This is a genomic window from Mucilaginibacter lacusdianchii, assembly GCF_009770985.1.
GTDB lineage: Bacteria > Bacteroidota > Bacteroidia > Sphingobacteriales > Sphingobacteriaceae > Mucilaginibacter > Mucilaginibacter lacusdianchii.
Genome location: NZ_WSRW01000001.1, coordinates 701,845 through 718,458 on the forward strand (window position 1 = coordinate 701,845; position 16,614 = coordinate 718,458).

Consider the following 16,614-nt stretch of genomic DNA (forward strand, 5'->3'; position numbering starts at 1 on the left):
TACCACCAGCTAGTTTGTGCTCTGCTGCTTTTCTTCAGTTCTTGTAAATTCCTTTTTAAAAATAAAGCTCCTGCTGTTGTACTGAAAATCTGTAGTTTCTGCACTTACTAATTTCCAGCCTAATGCACCGATGTAATTTAAAGCGTCGGGCAACGTCTGAAAGTTTTTGCTCACCTCACTTTTGTCTGACGAAATGATGAGACTATTGGTACCGTAAATTATCTTGGCTGTAAAACCTTCACTAAAGGTGCGCTTACTCACCCGAACCTCACAATACTGCTCTATTTTATCCTGAGCGAAACCAATCATTGCTGTTACACACATTAGCAGCAGCGTCAAAAGGATTTTCTTCATTGGGTTTAAGTTATATAATCTAATATAAGCAAAACCTATTTACATTATTGCATCAACTAATAACACCGCCGTAGTTAATATTAATCAAACATTGATTTAACACAAACGTAACTATTAGATAATACTAGGAGGATGACCTATTATGGGTTTTATAGAAACGTTATTTGGGGAAGGGAAAGATTTGAACATGCTGCAAATGTGCTGCCGTGCATTTATAGTGTTTTTTATAACATTAATACTCATCAGGTTATCGGGCAGGCGTACGTTTGGCAAGCATTCAGCTTTTGATAACACATTAGCTATTATTTTGGGTGCCATTTTAAGCCGCGCAGTGGTGGGGGCCTCTCCCTTTGTACCAACAGTGGGCTGCAGTTTACTATTGGTATTAATGCACCGCCTGCTGGCTTGGATAAGCACTAAAAACGAAACTTTCAGTAAATTATTGAAGGGCGAAACTATTCCGTTATATAAAAATGGAAAGCTTTATGGCGATAATTTATCACGCAGCCTTGTAAGCGAAAAAGATGTTTTAAGTGATGTAAGGCTCAAAGGCAATACCAATTCACTGGCCGATGTTGAAGAGATTAATATGGAAACCAGCGGCGAAATAAGTGTGATTAAAAAAAGCAACGAACAAAGCAAGCCAGACAAAAGTGCCGTGCCTAACTTAGTCAGACACGACAATTAAAATTTTATCTCATCATTTCCAAAATACTATCCACATACTCGCGGTTGTTGGCCAAGCGCGGTACTTTATGTTGCCCACCCAGTTTACCGCGGCTTTTCATCCAGGTAATAAAGGTGCCCGATGGTGCTTTGTGTACTGATGGCCTACATAGCGCCATATCTTTAAAACGCTTGGCATCATAATCGGAATTGATTTTGCGTAGGGTTTCATCTAACAAATCCACAAACCGATCAAACTCGGCCGGTTGCTTTTCAAATTCAATAATCCACTCATGCCCGCCCGATTTGCCTTCGGCAAAATAAATAGGTCCGGCTGTATAATCGCGAATGATGGCATCTGTTTGGCGGCAAGCCTCTTCCAATGCGCGTTCGGCATTATCGATGATTACTTCTTCACCAAAAGCATTAATAAAATGCTTAGTACGGCCGGTAATTTGAATCCGGTATGGATTGAGCGAGGTAAACCGAATCGTATCTCCGATCATGTATCGCCATAAACCCGCATTAGTGCTAATAATAAGGGCATAATTTTTATTCAGCTCCACCTCATCTAAAGTCAGTGTATGCGGATGCTCGTCGTTCAAATTTTCGAGCGGTAAAAATTCGTAAAAAATGCCATAATCCAGCATCAGTAGCATTTCGCCGGGCTCTTCTAAATCCTGTATCCCAAAAAACCCCTCCGATGCATTATAGGTTTCCAGATAGTACATACTATCGTTTGGAATCAGCTTTTTGAACTGCTCACGGTACGGCGTAAAGTTTACCGCACCATGAAAGTATAGCTCTAGGTTAGGCCACACCTCCAGCAAGTTACTTTTGCCGGTAATTTCCAGAACCCGTTTAAACAGCAAAATATTCCAGGTAGGCACACCACTAAGCGCTGTTACGTTCACATCTTTGGTGGCATACGCCATCTTCTCAATCTTTTCTTCAAAATTTTCGAGCAAGGCAATGTCCAGATCGGGTGTGCGGTAAAACTCTGCCCACAAAGGCAGGTTTTTCATGATTACGGCAGATAAGTCGCCAAAAGATATATCGGCATTTAGCTGCCCTATCTGATGACTGCCGCCCAACGTTAAACTTTTACCGGTAAACAGTTGCGTATCGGGCCGGTTATTGCAATACAAGGTGAGCATGTCCTTGCCACCTTTAAAGTGGCACTCTTCCAGAGATTCCTGACTTACCGGAATAAACTTACTCCTGTCACTAGTTGTACCTGATGATTTGGCAAACCAGCGCACTTCTGATGGCCATAACACATTTTGTTCGCCTTCGAGCATGCGCTCAATGTAGGGCTTCAATGTATCATAGTTTTGCAGCGGCACGCGCTGCTGAAACTCACGAAAGTTGTGAATGCTGTTATAATGATATTGTTTTCCCCATTCCGTGTCCTCAGCGTCGGCAATGAGGCGGTTAAACCATTCCTGCTGCACATCGTTGGGATACTTCATAAAAAGCTCAATCTGGTGAATGCGCTTTTTCATGAACCAGGTAAAAACTGAATTAATGATCGTCATAGGTAGCCGGCGAAATTAAACAAAGGTTTTGCGTTTCAACACAAAATTGGCTCCTAAATATACTTTACGCACCATCTCGTTATCTGCCAACACCTCGGGCACACCCGACTCCAAAATCTTTCCTTCAAACAGCAAGTAAGCTCGGTCGGTAATAGATAAAGTTTCTTGCACGTTGTGGTCGGTTATCAAGATACCAATGTTACGATGCCGCAGTTTGGCTACCATACTTTGAATTTCTTCTACCGCAATAGGATCTACACCAGCAAAAGGCTCATCCAGCAAAATGAAATTTGGCTGTGCTGCAAGCGCCCGAGCAATTTCGGTACGGCGGCGCTCGCCGCCCGAAAGTAAATCACCCCGGTTTTTACGCACTTTATGCAAACTGAACTCATCAATCAGTTCCTCCAGCTTGTCTTTTTGCTCACCTTTGCTCAGGCTACCCATTTCCAGTACAGCCCGGATGTTATCTTCTACTGTTAGCTTGCGAAAAACCGAAGCTTCCTGTGCTAAATAACCTATTCCTTTTTGGGCGCGACGATACATCGGATCATTCGTGATTTCTTCGTCGTCCAGGTATATTTTGCCTTCATTAGGCTTAATCAAACCTACAATCATGTAAAACGACGTGGTTTTACCGGCCCCGTTCGGCCCCAGTAATCCCACAATTTCGCCTTGCGATACATTGAAAGACACATCATTAACAACGGTACGCTGCTTATATTTCTTTATCAGATGGTCGGCTCGTAGATTCATATGTTAGTTGTGGGTTGTGAGTAATCGGTTGTCGGTTGCCGGTTGTCGGTTGTCAGCAAAAAACTCAGACAACACACTACCAACAACTGCCAACTCCATCTCAACAACGGATCCCTTTTACGTTTAATTGTATAGAACGCTTATCGCGCCAAATGTTTTCTTCAATGGTATAGCAAATATCAAACGGTTTGCCCTGGCGTATCTCGTCCAGGCATTCGCCCTGATTAAAGGCAATGCAATCAAACAGCGGCGAATCATCCTGATGAACCGTCATTTTGATATGATTGCTACCTACCAGGTTAACACCGCCATAGGTGCGCACCCCACGGCTTACAAATACCGGCGACATGTTTTCGGGACCGAAAGGTGCAAATTGCCCTAACACTCTAAAAAACTTAGGGGTAATTTGTTTCAAATTCAACTGTGCATCAATCAATATTTCTTGTACCAGTTGCTGCTCAGTAATTGTAGCGCTTACCACTTCTTCAAAGCGTTCTACAAAAGCTTCTACTTGTTCGGGCTGTATGGTTAATCCGGCAGCATACTTGTGCCCGCCAAATTGAATCAGCAAATCGCTGCATCCGCAAAGCGCCTCATATAAATCAAAACCTACCACCGAACGGGCTGAACCAGCCACATGGCCGTTTGATCGGGTTAGCACTACCGTAGGCCGGTAATATTTTTCGGTAAGGCGCGATGCTACAATACCTATTACGCCCTTATGCCATTTTTCATTAAACACTACGGTAGATTTACGACTGGCTGATAAAGTATCAGCAGCTATCATGCTCAAAGCCTCATCGGTAATGGATAAATCATGGCCTTTCCGCTCGGTATTTTTTTCGCTGATTAGCATCCCTTTTTCCTGGGCCATTATTATATCATCGGCAATAAGCAGCTCTACCGCATGTTTGGCATCATCTATCCGGCCGGCCGCATTAATGCGTGGGCCAATCATAAACACAATATCTGATACGCTATAGTTACTTGTTTTACCAGCTAGTTCCATCAGCACCTTTATACCGGTGTTAGGATTATTGTTCAACTTTTCCAAACCGAAATAAGCCAACGTCCTGTTCTCCCCTGTTATGTACACAATATCGCAGGCTATACTCGTTACCACCAAATCCAGATACTGCGTTACTTCATCAAACGGAACATTATTTTTTTCGGCATAAGCCTGTATCAGCTTAAAGCCAATACCACAACCCGAAAGTTCTTTATAAGGGTAACTGCAATCAGTACGCTTTGGGTCCAGTACTGCAACGGCTTCTGGTAATTCGTCACCCGGCATGTGGTGATCACAAATGATAAAATCAACGCCATGCTCGTTGGCATAAGCAATTTTGTCGGTGGCTTTGATACCACAGTCCAGAGCAATTACCAACGAAAAGCCATTTTCGGCAGCGTAATCAATGCCTTGCGATGATATGCCGTAGCCTTCTTTGTAACGATCGGGAATGTAATATTCCAGATTAGGATATAACTTTTTGAAGAAACTGTATACCAATGCCACGGCTGTAGTGCCGTCCACATCGTAGTCACCAAAAATCAGGATTCTTTCGCCCGCCGCCATTGCTTCTTCAATACGGCTGATAGCTTTTTCCATATCCGTCATCAAAAACGGATCGTGCAGGTGGCGCAGGTCTGGTCTGAAAAAAAATTTAGCCTGTTCAAAAGATTGTATGCCACGTTGCAACAGCAAAGTACTTAAAACAGTATCAATATTTAGCTGGGCAGCCATTTGCCTTACCGCATCATTATCCGGAGTATGCTTGAGTGCCCAACGTTTTTGCATATTTTTGTATTTTGAAACAGTAATTAAATTACTCAGGTTTATTAAACCAACAAAGGTACATTTCTAAACACACGCGTACATCATATTATTATGGAAATTTTTGCATTAGGCGAAGGCTCATACTCAGTTGACTCATCGAAAAAATTTATACCCTTTAACCCGGCAACTGATAATGCAAAAGATCGTCCCGGCTCGTTGTTCATCCATGTAAACCCGTTTCTGATTAAAACCGAACGGGATTTAATTGTGCTGGATGCTGGCTTGGGTATTAAAAATAAACAAGGCGAGCTGTGGCTGCATGAGCATATCCGTAATGCTGGTTTTGCACCAAGTGAAGTTACTTTGGTAATAATGTCGCATTTACATTACGATCATTCGGCCGGATTGGTGGTTGAGCGCAATGGCAAACTGGAGCTTAGCTTTCCGCAGGCTTTGCACGTTATTCAACAAGGAGAATGGGATTATGCAATGTCGGGCAAATCAACATCTTATCATCTGGATATTTTGCAAACGTTGCAAAACGGCGCTAAGATTGAATTTGTAGAAGGATCAGGCGAGTTAAAACCGGGTATACAATACGAACTATCTGGCGGACATACTGAGTTTCACCAGGTGTTTTGGCTGGAAGATGGCGATCAGAAATGTTTTTTTGGTGGTGATGAGCTGCCCGAGCCCGAGCAGCTGTTAAGACGTTTTGCAGCCAAATATGATTATGACGGACGCAAGGCTATGGAACTGCGCGACGAGTACGGCAAAAAAGCGGCTGCCGAAGGCTGGATATGTTTATTTTACCATGCTAAAAGTACTGCCATTGGCAAGGTAAATTATGAATCGGATGCTTTTACAATTGCAGCTTATTAAGCTTCTTTTTCGACTGCAAAAAGCTCTTTAATTCTATCAACATTAAGCGGTTTAGAAACAAAGTCTTTTACCAAGGTGTATGATTTAGCTTTGTTGATGTCATTACTGAATACAGAAGATGAAATGATGTATATTTTTGATTTACCCAATGGGTCTATTCCCAAGCGTTTGTATTCATCCAAAAACTCCCATCCGTTCATGATGGGCATATTAATATCCAGCAGTATATAATCCGGTAAATTTTCCGGATTATCTTGTTGTATCTCCAGTAGTTGGTTGATTGCGTAACTACCATCCAAGCAAGAATTTATTTCGGTATGCGCAATTGCTTTCTTAATCAACTTCACCGAGATAAAGTTATTTATTTCATCATCGTCTACAAGCAGTATACTTAAAGGCTTAGCCGAATTAGTCATCATATTTTCGTTATACGTAACATTCAAAGAAAATGTTTTACTCCCAAAAGTTCTAAAAAATAAAAATCCTGATCTTATGAATCAGGATTTTGTTTACGCTAAGTAAATATGAAAAGTTAGCGGGTAGCAACCAAATTTATATTCAACAAAAATTCGTCGTCAATTGCTTTGTCGCCAATGCTTTCAAAAAAGCTTTTTGAACCGTATTTAATATCGTATTTAGTGCGGTTAACTTTCACTTCGTTTGCACTAACTGTTAAGGTATTGCCTGTTACTACATATTTGGCAGGGAAAGTTACCACGTCGGTTTTACCTTTGATAGTTAATTTACCGGTTACGTTAACCTCGCCAGCACCGGCAGGGGTAATTTTAGTGGCTTGGAAAGTAGCTGTAGGATACTTGCTCACGCCGAAAAAATCATCTGATTTTAAGTGACCTAACAATTTACCTTTGCTATCTGCATCAGTTAAATCGGTATTGTCCATACTATTCATGTCAATAACAAAAGTACCAGTGGTTGGCACTTTGCCATTAGTAGCAATTGCGCCTGATGCTAATTTAATGGTGCCAGTGTGCGAGCCTAATACCTTTTTACCAGTCCATTGAATAGAACTTTTTTGGGTATCAACCTTGTAGGTTACCGGGGCAATAGGTTTAAATGCAACTAACGATACTGCGATAATTGCTGTGAAAAGGGCAGTTAACTTTTTCATGTTCTGTTTTCTGTGATTTAATGATACAAATATAGATATTAATAATTTACATGTTTAAACATATAATTTTCTTTGCTTTTTGCTGACAATTCATCCCTAATATGCGTTTAGTATTTTGATATGAAAACATATTTTTTTTACTGCTTATTTAGCTGTTCTATTTTAATAAGTGTTGCGCAGCAAAAAACGCCGGCACAATTATATCCCGGCTTGTTTGACGCGGTACAGATGCAACAGGTTTATTCAGACGGAAAAACTTTTCCGGATGCTACCCCTAAACGCCAGCCTGATGATATTTTAAAAGATTACCAATTACAAAAGAACAGATCTGATTTTAATTTAAAAGCCTTTGTAAAACAAAACTTTACCGCGCCAACCAGTAACAGCACGCTTTATCGCAGCAATATTAAAGCAGGTATCAGGCAACATATTGATACTTTATGGACAGTTTTACAGCATGTTGCCGATACTACTAAAGGCACTTCCCTGCTGCCTTTACCTCATCGATACATTGTGCCCGGTGGCCGTTTTCGTGAAATTTATTATTGGGATTCATATTTTACCATGCTGGGATTGGAAGAAGCCAAGCGTTATAGCTTAATAGAAAGCATGGTGAAAAATTTTGCCTACCTGATTGATACCTATGGCCATATACCCAATGGCAACCGAAATTATTATTTAAGCCGTTCGCAACCACCGTTTTTTGCTTTAATGGTATCGTTACTAGCCAAAAAGCAAGGACAAGACGCTTTAGTAAAATATCGGCCACAGCTGCTCAAAGAATATAATTTTTGGATGAATAGCGCAGAAAAGTTAAAACCCGGCGATGCACTTAATCATACCGTGCGGATGCCGGACGGCAGCCTGTTGAACCGGTATTGGGACAATAGCACAAAACCACGCGAAGAATCATACCGTGAAGATGTGCTGGCCGGTCGTAGCACCCACCAGCCACTGCCCGAATTTTACCGCAACCTCCGCTCAACGGCCGAATCGGGCTGGGATTTTAGCAGCCGCTGGATGGCCGATGGCAAAACATTACAAACCACACAAATTACCAGCATCATTCCGGTAGATTTAAATTGTTTGTTGTATAACCTGGAAAGCACCATAGCGCAATCATACCGCATTAGTGGCGAAGCCAAACAGGCGACTATTTTTGCACAAAAAGCTCAAAAACGAAAATTAGCCATCAATAAATATTGCTGGAACAAAGCTTCTGGATGCTATGGAGATTATAACTGGCAACAAAAAGCGTTAACCAAACAAATTACTATTGCTACTGCCTCTCCGCTATTTTTCAACATCGCTACACAACAACAAGCTGCATCCATAGCCAAAATCATTCAATCTAAATTTTTGCAGCCGAGTGGCGTATCTACTACGCTTTATAAAACAGGTCAGCAATGGGACCGTCCCAATGGCTGGGCGCCGTTACAATACATTACCATAATGGGCCTACGCAATTATAAACAAACTGCCTTGGCCAAAACAATTGCCCTGCGCTGGATAAAATTGAATTTGAAAGAGTTTGAACATAGCGGTAAGTTATTGGAAAAATACGACACCGAAAATCTCAAAGCTAAAGCAGGCGGTGGCGAATACCCATTACAGGATGGTTTTGGCTGGACAAACGGCGTACTTTTAAAATTAATGAATATATATCAATAAAATTCTAACAAAAACCAGTAAACATAATTTTTTGAGATAAAAAATCACCATAAATCTCGATATATTTCAATCATAAACTAGAATTTCTTAAAAAAAGCAACAATAAAATTCACAAAATGTAATTATTTCATCCTTTTGTTATAAATCATGACTATAATTTTATAAATTGTAGTCATGATTGGATTAAATAACATTTTAAAACCTGCTGTTATTTTAATTTTATTAATATTATATTGTTATTTCATAGATACAATCACTAAAAGCCTTTACGAATCACAAGCTGAAACCAACTTTACAACCACATTTAGCAACTCCACATTTTTTTGGCAGAAAGTTACTTCACTTTACCTGCTTCAAGTTTTAATTTCACTAATTGCCAAACTATTAAACTATTCAAATAGCACATTTGCATCATTTGGGATTTTAAATTTCAAACTTGGGCTATTCAACTCTCTTTTGAGTAGGGGCAAACACAAAGGACTTCATAGGTCAACTACCCTGCTTTTTCCTTTTCATGCATTTTGGTAATCTTAACCCTGCTTCAAAATTACTAATTCACTTTAGGTTAGGCATCTTATGTAAGGCTTTGCATTAACCCCATATTGCAAGGCTTAGTATCATTTCGATCTACTTTATCAACCCTATTAAACATGAAAAGATTTATTCCCTTTTTGGGCTTAGTTATCATTATCATACTGGCCCTGATTAACCCATCGAACGAGGTAACCAACGTTGCCGACAGCAAAATAGACTCTGGCGATACTGCCTGGCTGCTTACCGCAACCGCACTGGTATTGCTCATGACACCCGGACTTGCCTTTTTTTATGGCGGTATGGTTAGTAAAAAGAACGTTATATCTACCATGCTGCAAAGCTTTATTTGTATGGGCCTTATTACCATACTATGGGCAGTATTTGGCTTCAGCTTAGCGTTTGGCGACAGCATTGGAGGCTTTATTGGCGACCCCAGAACCTTTTTTATGATGAAAGGCATGCTGGGCAATGCCACCTGGAAACTGGCACCCACTATTCCGCTGGTGCTATTTGCCATGTTTCAGCTTAAATTTGCAGTAATTACACCAGCACTTATTACAGGTGCCTTTGCCGAGCGGATCAGGTTCAATTCTTACCTGATTTTCATATGCCTGTTTATGATATTCATTTATGCACCATTGGCCCACCTTACCTGGCATCCCGATGGGCAATTATTTAAATTAGGCGTATTAGATTTTGCAGGTGGCACAGTGGTACACATGTCTGCCGGCTGGGCTGCGCTGGCTGCTGCGCTGTACTTAAAAGGCCGTAAAGATCCAACGCATAAACCCGCCCGCATCAGTTACATTATTTTAGGTACAGGGCTGCTTTGGTTTGGCTGGTTTGGTTTTAATGCCGGTTCGGCCCTTGGCTCTGGCGCGCTGGCCGCAACAGCACTGGCTACCACCACCACTGCGTCGGCCGCTGCTGCAACAGCATGGGTGTTTTTTGATATTTTAACCGGCAAAAAGCCTACCGCCGTGGGTGCATGTATAGGTGCCGTGGTTGGCTTAGTAGCCATTACACCAGCGGCAGGCTTTGTAACTATAGCCCACTCGCTTATCATCGGTATTGTAGCCGCGGTAGTCAGCAACCTGATGGTGGCCTGGCGTACCCGTACCAGCATTGACGACACACTTGATGTTTTTCCATGTCATGGCGTGGGTGGCATGGTGGGCATGCTATTTACCGGTATTTTTGCACATACCAATGTAAATAGTGCCAACACCACCGGCAATGGCTTATACTATGGTAAAACACATTTATTTTTAATTCATCTGCTTGCGCTGGTTGCCGTTTCGGTATTTGCTTTCGTAGGATCATTCATTTTACTGAAGGTAACCGACTTAATTAGTCCGCTACGGGTGCACGAGCAGGATGAGCTGGTTGGTTTGGATATTAGCCAACATAGCGAAGCATTGTAATGGCGATAATTATCAACAAAAGCCGTCCATTAAAGATTACTTTTTGATAAATACTTGTTATAACAATAAAGGCTTCTTAACGAAGCCTTTATTGTTATAAATGATATGAAACATTAACGTTTATTAGTTTAATTTCCAGGAAATGCCTTTTTTAATTCTTCCTGAAATTCCGGAAGATGTGCCTGCATTTTTTGCTGACCAATTTCCATACCTTTTTGCTGCAGCAAAGCCAGCTTTTGGTTCATTTTTTTCCCGGCAGGTGTCAAATAGAATTGGGTAATTTGCTTTAACTCTTCTTCGCTAAACTCTTGCGCATACATTTTGGCCAAATCTGGTTTAATGGCTGCATAACTCATATACTTATTTAAAAAGTTCAGCATGATTTCTTTAAACTTTACTTTTTTATCGTCGGGAATTTGTGCACTGCTAGCATCTACAATATTGCCATACATACCGGTTAACTGACTGCCTACGCCACTGGCATCCAGCAAGCCTTCTGCAGCTTTAAGCCGCGTTGCTGATATAGGTGCAGTTTGTGATTTAGCTATATGACTTATCATGATGAATAAGCACACAACTACAAGTTTTAAGTTGAGATTCATGAAATTAAATTTTGATAAATATACGCCTGTTATACATCACCCACAACACCAGCATCCAAGCCAGTACAAAACCAATGGCCCAGCCCAATGAGGCATGATAAGGCGAAAAGTAGGGTTCAAAAAAAGTGTGATATAATGCACTACCCAAACTAGTATCCTCACCCTGATAGTCGATAGTCAACTGGTCCAATGTGCGTGCCATCAGCTCGGATGCTACATACACCACAATAGCATTCATGCCATAAACCATAAAGGGTTTGGTAAACCACCGGTAACCTTGTATATCAATCAACCAATAGCATAAGGTTAAACATAAAATGCCTAATCCTCCGGTAAATAATACATATGAACTAGTCCATAATGCTTTATTAATCGGAAAACTTTTATTCCAAATCAATCCAACTGCAACCAGTACAACACCTACGCCCAATAAAGCAAATACCTTTATAAGATTAGATTTGTCTTTCTGCTTTAGCCAGGTGCCGGTTAAAATACCAATGAGCGTAGTACCAATGGCCGGCAAGGTACCCAGCAAACCTTCAGGATCCCAGGTTTTAGATAACGACCATAAGTGTGCAGTACCAAAAACTGTCCGGTCCAACCAAGCGCCGAGGTTGGTTTCGGGTTGCAAGCTGGCATGACCAATACCCGGAACAGGGACTTGAGTAATCAACCCATAATAACCAACAAGCAAAAGCACAACAAGCAATGCCTGAATCCTAAATCCGGTCTTAATGTAAAGCAAGCCGCTAAATAGGTATACCAATGCAATGCGCATCAACACCCCCGGAATGCGCAGTGTACTTAAATCCCAAAACCAGTAAGCCGATTTGAATAAACTTAAAAACGCAATGATAGCCGCCCGGCGCAACACTTTTTGCATCAGCTTTGTATGATTAGCCGGATCGGCTTTGGACGTTTCCATGGCATACACCATAGACACCCCCATGATGAACAAAAAGAAAGGAAACACCAAATCGGCCACGGTGCAGCCATTCCAGGCGGCATGCTCCAGTGGTGTATAAATATGCCCCCAATCGCCGGGATTATTTACCAGTATCATGGTGGCAACGGTTATACCGCGAAAAAAATCGAGTGAAACGAGTCGGTTTGCTTTTTGGAACCTCAAATTATAAGTGGCCATACGCTCATAAAAGTAACATTTATTTGCGGTTCAATCTTAGGTGTAATTACTGTATTTAACAACTGCTTTGCATTTAGGCTATCACTAAATTATTTGAGTTATCCTTATGTATTTACCTACTTTTGGCTATGCCTCCACTAAACCGCAACCTGCAGCAACTGGTTACTATTGCGCAAAAACCAGAGAAGCTTATCATCGGCTTAATGTCGGGCACGTCGTTAGACGGGCTGGATATCGCCTTGTGCCGTTTTACAGGTAACGGCTTTGACACGCGGTTTAAACTACTGAATTTTACTACTGTTCCGTACACTGATAATTTCAAGCAGGATATAAAACAAGTTTTTGCACAAAAGCAGGTTGATCTGGAAAAATTATGCCTGCTGAATGCACAAATTGGCTCTTTACATGCCGATATGATCTTGCAAGCACTTAAAGACTGGAATATTAATCGTTCAAACATTGATGTAATTGCCAGTCATGGCCAAACCATTTATCATGCGCCGCAACGTCTGCACCAGCTAACCGATTATCCAAACGCAACGTTACAAATTGGCGATGGTGATCATATTGCTGTTAAAACAGGTGTTTTGACCATCAGCGATTTTAGGCAAAAGCATATAGCTGCCGGTGGCGAGGGTGCACCATTGGCTTTGTATGGCGATGTATTATTAGGCAGCGATGCGCAGCTCAATCGTATACTGCTTAATATTGGCGGCATTGCCAATCTAACTTGGTTACCGGCTAATCAAACCGATATTATATGTACAGACGTGGGGCCGGGCAATACTCTTATTGACGCAGCATGCCGCCAGTATTTTAACCAGCCTTATGATGATGGCGGCCGCATTGCTTTAAGTGGTAAGGTGAATGAGCTATTGTTGGATGCCTTGCTAAATTATCCTTTTTTTACTGAAGCAGCACCTAAAACCACCGGGCCCGAGTTATTCAGCTCAACCTATGTACAGCAGGCTCAAGCCAATGCCGATGCACAAAATATAACCGCACCTGACTTAATAGCCACCTTATCCGCTCTTACCGCCGAGGCAATAGTTCGCTTCATTAAAACGCAATTACCCACCGGCTGCGATCAGTTATTGCTAAGTGGCGGAGGCGCAAAAAACCAGTTCGTCAGCACCTATTTGCAAAAAGCGTTTCCTAATGTTGCAGTTGCTGATACCAGCTTAATTGGATTGGATGCTGATGCTAAGGAGGCTATACTATTTGCACTGCTGGCAAATGAAGCATTGTGCGGCGAACCGGTAGTTATCGGCCAAAATCCGGCGGTATTGATGGGCAAGTTTAGTTTCTCGTTGTAAACTTATACAACCAGAACAGACAATACAATGGAACTTTTACCATTATACTTTATAGCATCATATATTGAAAAGAAATAGCTTTTTGATTGAGAATTGAGCACTATATCTTTTCAAAAAGCGCATGCCTGCTTTTTCTATAACATAATAGGTTATCAGGCTAATTACAAACGTACCTGCTAATACATAACACAAGCTAAACGTAATCAAATGATGCTGTATGCCCAGAAAGTGAGCAACCCTTTTGTAAGTATACAGCAGCAAATAATGATTCACATAAAGTGAATAAGATATCAGCCCTAAGAAGTAAACAGGCCTGCATGATAAAAGCCGATTCAACCTATTATCCCCGGTAATGTACAGCAGCAAAAAGGGAATGTATAAGATAAACACGATATCTATTCTGCTTGAAAAAAGCACGGCTATCATGGGTAAAATAGCATACCCTAAAAGACTAATATTTGCTTTTTGCCTGTATACCAAATACGCAAATGTCCCCAACAGGTAGGCTGCTATGGTACGTAATAAGCTGGATGGGCCGCGTGTGTATGGAATGGCTGTATAAAAACCGCCTATATGCTTTAATTTATCATAATCTGTCCAGTTTAAATAACAGGTTCTGATACCGGATATGATTAGCAAAAATAAGATAGCTAACCCAACAAGCACCTTTGGGTTTTTAACATAGCGATGTACAATGAAAAGAAAAAAGGGAACGGTAAAATAAATTATCCATTCATTGGTTAACGACCAGCCCGGCGGAATATAAGACCCGTTATGAGCTGGAATAATACCTTGCAGTAAAGTTAAATTAACCAAAAGGTCGCTTACGCTTACTTTATCAAATGTTAGCAAACACCCTAACATCACAAAGTATACCAGGGTCATGCATATATACAATGGAAATATTCTGCAAAATCGCCTGAACATAAACGACCTGTAACTTTCCAATGAAACGCCTGTAGCAAACGTATTGTACGAGCTCATACTCAACACAAAACCACTTAAAGCAAAAAACAAATCAACAGACAAATAGCCGTGCCTCAGAAAATTCTGCGTTAATGAATTAATGGTAAAACTTTGTGTTAGCCGCGTACCCTGTGGTATAATGTGATACCAATGATGAATAATTACGTATAACGCAGCCACCCCCCTGATACCTGTAAGGCTTTTTATTTCAGTTACTTTCATCAAAAACCTTTGTGTAATTCATAAATATTATACCTATTGGATCCAAAAAGCAGGCACTTGTAAAGGATATCCATGCAAAATTGCCCGTTCAGATACATAAAGCCCTGTTAAAGTATAACAGCTCACATTTTTAAATACAACAATATACCTAAATGCAAACGATGCTGCGCCATCCACCTTTATAAGCGCAACTAACAGTGTGCAAAAGTGTGCATCAAAACAAAGCCAGGTATTTTACCGGTTTACAAACCTCATAAATAAAAAGCCCCCGGATTAATATCCGGGGGCTTTAAACTATTGTTTATGCGCAAATTTATAACTTAGGTGTAACGCCATACTTTTCAGCATAACGGCGGTACAACTGCTTGTGCAGGTTATCCAAACTAATGCTTTTACCTTTAATGTAAGCATTTTCAACATTTAAAGTCAGCATATCCAGTGCATCACCCGTTGAAATGAACAGGTTGGCATCCTTGCCGGTTTCCAGTGTACCGGTAGTTTTATCGATACCCAGAATTTTGGCATTATTGAGGGTAATCATCGACACAGCCTGTTCTTTAGATAAGCCGTACCCTACGGCCTGTCCAGCCTCAAACGGCAAATTGCGCTGACGCCAGAAACCAATACCGCTTAAACCATACAACACACCGGCATCTTGCAACAAGTGCGGCAATTTATAAGGCAGGTACACATCATCCTCGTCTTTATCAGGTAAGGCTTGTGTTTCCTGAATAATTACCGGCACGTTATTGTCTTTTAACACATCGGCCACCAGGTACGATTCTTTACCGCCAACAATTACCAGTTGTACATTAAACCTTTTGGCAAAGTTAACGGCCTGCAAAATTTCTTTAGCGCCGTTAGCGTTTACAAACAGTTTTTTGGAACCGTTAAACAAACCTTTCATAGCCGCTAAACGCACGTTGGTCACCTCGGGCTTGCTGCCACCGGCATAGGCCTGCGCTTGTGAAAACAAGCTGGTGAACTCATCTATTTGCTTTTGTGCTCTTTCGGCAGGCGACTCCTGGGTTTGACCCGGAACAGCAAACGCACGACGACCGCGGGCGGCACGGGCTACCGGCCAGTTCATGTGAATGCCTATGTCGGTTTTATAAGCAGCATCTTCCCAGTTCCAGCCATCCAGCATCATTACCGATGACTGGCCCGGCATATTACCACCTTGCGGGGTTGGCTGCGCCAGCAAAACACCGTTAGAACGTACGGTTGGTATAACTTTAGAATCGGTGTTATAAGCTACCAGTGAACGCACATGCGGGTTCAGTTCGCCGGTTTCGGTTTCATCATCAGTAGCCCGTACCGATTCAAACTCCACCAAGCCCAATGAAGTGATAGGGCAAATAAAGCCTGGATATACTTGCTTACCAGCAGCATTTACAACAGTAGCACCAGCGGTGCTTGGGGCAGCCCCCTCGCCTACTGCGGTAATTTTTCCGTTATTAAAAGCGATGTAGCCATTGTTAATTATGCGGCCATTACCCACGTGTATAGTAGCGCCGGTAATAACCACCGGACCGGCTTGTGGCTTGGCCGGCATAATAGTAGCCTGACCAAAGGCGAGGATGGTGCTGAGCATTAATCCTCCAAAACCCAATAAAAATTTCTTATTCATGTCTGT

Annotated in this window: 16 protein-coding genes; 6 read left to right on the forward strand and 10 right to left on the reverse strand. The window is 41.6% G+C overall.

The window, feature by feature from the left end:
* Positions 1-9: 9 nt before the first annotated feature.
* A complete protein-coding gene (locus GPM24_RS03240) occupies positions 10-354 on the reverse strand; it encodes a hypothetical protein (protein ID WP_158825298.1) in 345 nt (114 codons plus the stop codon).
* A 142-nt stretch (positions 355-496) separates the two neighbouring features.
* Here GPM24_RS03240 and GPM24_RS03245 point away from each other — a divergent pair, with 142 nt between their 5' ends.
* Complete coding sequence (locus tag GPM24_RS03245) at positions 497-1,042, forward strand: DUF421 domain-containing protein (RefSeq protein WP_158825299.1); 546 nt, start codon at positions 497-499, stop codon at positions 1,040-1,042.
* A gap of 4 nt (positions 1,043-1,046) precedes the next feature.
* On the opposite strand, the gene GPM24_RS03250 is transcribed toward GPM24_RS03245, so the two are convergent.
* From GPM24_RS03250 to recJ, 3 genes are all read right to left on the reverse strand, one after another.
* A complete protein-coding gene (locus tag GPM24_RS03250; protein WP_158825300.1) occupies positions 1,047-2,558 on the reverse strand; it encodes a GH3 auxin-responsive promoter family protein in 1,512 nt (503 codons plus the stop codon).
* 15 nt (positions 2,559-2,573) lie between these two features.
* Positions 2,574-3,311, reverse strand: coding sequence for an LPS export ABC transporter ATP-binding protein (gene lptB / locus GPM24_RS03255; protein ID WP_158825301.1), 738 nt, complete (start codon positions 3,309-3,311; stop codon positions 2,574-2,576).
* Between the two features lie 100 nt (positions 3,312-3,411).
* On the reverse strand, positions 3,412-5,109 hold the full coding sequence (gene recJ, locus GPM24_RS03260; RefSeq protein WP_158825302.1) for a single-stranded-DNA-specific exonuclease RecJ: 1,698 nt from the start codon (positions 5,107-5,109) through the stop codon (positions 3,412-3,414).
* A gap of 90 nt (positions 5,110-5,199) precedes the next feature.
* Between recJ and GPM24_RS03265 the strand changes: the two genes are divergently transcribed.
* Positions 5,200-5,970, forward strand: coding sequence for an MBL fold metallo-hydrolase (locus GPM24_RS03265; protein ID WP_199269681.1), 771 nt, complete (start codon positions 5,200-5,202; stop codon positions 5,968-5,970).
* Here the strand turns inward: GPM24_RS03265 and GPM24_RS03270 are convergent.
* Together GPM24_RS03270 and GPM24_RS03275 are read right to left on the reverse strand one after the other, a co-directional pair.
* Complete coding sequence (locus GPM24_RS03270; RefSeq protein ID WP_233268721.1) at positions 5,967-6,389, reverse strand: response regulator; 423 nt, start codon at positions 6,387-6,389, stop codon at positions 5,967-5,969. The genes GPM24_RS03265 and GPM24_RS03270 overlap by 4 nt on opposite strands.
* A gap of 113 nt (positions 6,390-6,502) precedes the next feature.
* Positions 6,503-7,099, reverse strand: coding sequence for a YceI family protein (locus tag GPM24_RS03275; RefSeq protein WP_158825303.1), 597 nt, complete (start codon positions 7,097-7,099; stop codon positions 6,503-6,505).
* A gap of 120 nt (positions 7,100-7,219) precedes the next feature.
* Here GPM24_RS03275 and treF point away from each other — a divergent pair, with 120 nt between their 5' ends.
* The 3 genes from treF (at position 7,220) to GPM24_RS03290 (ending at position 10,728) form a co-directional block, all read left to right on the forward strand.
* Positions 7,220-8,770 (forward strand): alpha,alpha-trehalase TreF, encoded by a 1,551-nt coding sequence (treF, locus tag GPM24_RS03280; protein WP_158825304.1) that lies wholly within the window; start codon positions 7,220-7,222, stop codon positions 8,768-8,770.
* Between the two features lie 174 nt (positions 8,771-8,944).
* Positions 8,945-9,298: a hypothetical protein gene (locus tag GPM24_RS03285; RefSeq protein ID WP_158825305.1), complete on the forward strand. Its 354-nt coding sequence runs from the start codon at positions 8,945-8,947 to the stop codon at positions 9,296-9,298.
* Between the two features lie 122 nt (positions 9,299-9,420).
* Positions 9,421-10,728: an ammonium transporter gene (locus GPM24_RS03290; protein ID WP_158825306.1), complete on the forward strand. Its 1,308-nt coding sequence runs from the start codon at positions 9,421-9,423 to the stop codon at positions 10,726-10,728.
* Between the two features lie 128 nt (positions 10,729-10,856).
* Here GPM24_RS03290 and GPM24_RS03295 read toward each other — a convergent pair whose 3' ends face one another.
* Both GPM24_RS03295 and GPM24_RS03300 read right to left on the reverse strand, forming a co-directional pair.
* Complete coding sequence (locus GPM24_RS03295) at positions 10,857-11,330, reverse strand: DUF2059 domain-containing protein (RefSeq protein WP_158825307.1); 474 nt, start codon at positions 11,328-11,330, stop codon at positions 10,857-10,859.
* A 4-nt stretch (positions 11,331-11,334) separates the two neighbouring features.
* Entirely contained in the window at positions 11,335-12,474 is a 1,140-nt protein-coding gene (locus GPM24_RS03300) for an acyltransferase family protein (protein WP_158825308.1), read from the reverse strand.
* 128 nt (positions 12,475-12,602) lie between these two features.
* Here GPM24_RS03300 and GPM24_RS03305 point away from each other — a divergent pair, with 128 nt between their 5' ends.
* Positions 12,603-13,790 (forward strand): anhydro-N-acetylmuramic acid kinase, encoded by a 1,188-nt coding sequence (locus GPM24_RS03305; protein ID WP_158825309.1) that lies wholly within the window; start codon positions 12,603-12,605, stop codon positions 13,788-13,790.
* A gap of 57 nt (positions 13,791-13,847) precedes the next feature.
* Here GPM24_RS03305 and GPM24_RS03310 read toward each other — a convergent pair whose 3' ends face one another.
* Together GPM24_RS03310 and GPM24_RS03315 are read right to left on the reverse strand one after the other, a co-directional pair.
* A complete protein-coding gene (locus tag GPM24_RS03310; RefSeq protein ID WP_158825310.1) occupies positions 13,848-14,978 on the reverse strand; it encodes an acyltransferase family protein in 1,131 nt (376 codons plus the stop codon).
* Between the two features lie 313 nt (positions 14,979-15,291).
* On the reverse strand, positions 15,292-16,608 hold the full coding sequence (locus GPM24_RS03315) for an amidohydrolase family protein (protein WP_158825311.1): 1,317 nt from the start codon (positions 16,606-16,608) through the stop codon (positions 15,292-15,294).
* Between the last annotated feature and the right edge of the window lie 6 nt (positions 16,609-16,614).

What these genes read in the sequence shown, in the direction of transcription:
- GPM24_RS03240 (WP_158825298.1), bottom strand. Translation starts at nt 354, where the DNA reads ATGAAGAAAATCCTTTTGACGCTGCTGCTAATGTGTGTAACAGCAATG.
- GPM24_RS03245 (WP_158825299.1), top strand. Translation starts at nt 497, where the DNA reads ATGGGTTTTATAGAAACGTTATTTGGGGAAGGGAAAGATTTGAACATG.
- GPM24_RS03250 (WP_158825300.1), bottom strand. Translation starts at nt 2,558, where the DNA reads ATGACGATCATTAATTCAGTTTTTACCTGGTTCATGAAAAAGCGCATT.
- lptB (WP_158825301.1), bottom strand. Translation starts at nt 3,311, where the DNA reads ATGAATCTACGAGCCGACCATCTGATAAAGAAATATAAGCAGCGTACC.
- recJ (WP_158825302.1), bottom strand. Translation starts at nt 5,109, where the DNA reads ATGCAAAAACGTTGGGCACTCAAGCATACTCCGGATAATGATGCGGTA.
- GPM24_RS03265 (WP_199269681.1), top strand. Translation starts at nt 5,200, where the DNA reads ATGGAAATTTTTGCATTAGGCGAAGGCTCATACTCAGTTGACTCATCG.
- GPM24_RS03270 (WP_233268721.1), bottom strand. Translation starts at nt 6,389, where the DNA reads ATGATGACTAATTCGGCTAAGCCTTTAAGTATACTGCTTGTAGACGAT.
- GPM24_RS03275 (WP_158825303.1), bottom strand. Translation starts at nt 7,099, where the DNA reads ATGAAAAAGTTAACTGCCCTTTTCACAGCAATTATCGCAGTATCGTTA.
- treF (WP_158825304.1), top strand. Translation starts at nt 7,220, where the DNA reads ATGAAAACATATTTTTTTTACTGCTTATTTAGCTGTTCTATTTTAATA.
- GPM24_RS03285 (WP_158825305.1), top strand. Translation starts at nt 8,945, where the DNA reads ATGATTGGATTAAATAACATTTTAAAACCTGCTGTTATTTTAATTTTA.
- GPM24_RS03290 (WP_158825306.1), top strand. Translation starts at nt 9,421, where the DNA reads ATGAAAAGATTTATTCCCTTTTTGGGCTTAGTTATCATTATCATACTG.
- GPM24_RS03295 (WP_158825307.1), bottom strand. Translation starts at nt 11,330, where the DNA reads ATGAATCTCAACTTAAAACTTGTAGTTGTGTGCTTATTCATCATGATA.
- GPM24_RS03300 (WP_158825308.1), bottom strand. Translation starts at nt 12,474, where the DNA reads ATGGCCACTTATAATTTGAGGTTCCAAAAAGCAAACCGACTCGTTTCA.
- GPM24_RS03305 (WP_158825309.1), top strand. Translation starts at nt 12,603, where the DNA reads ATGCCTCCACTAAACCGCAACCTGCAGCAACTGGTTACTATTGCGCAA.
- GPM24_RS03310 (WP_158825310.1), bottom strand. Translation starts at nt 14,978, where the DNA reads ATGAAAGTAACTGAAATAAAAAGCCTTACAGGTATCAGGGGGGTGGCT.
- GPM24_RS03315 (WP_158825311.1), bottom strand. Translation starts at nt 16,608, where the DNA reads ATGAATAAGAAATTTTTATTGGGTTTTGGAGGATTAATGCTCAGCACC.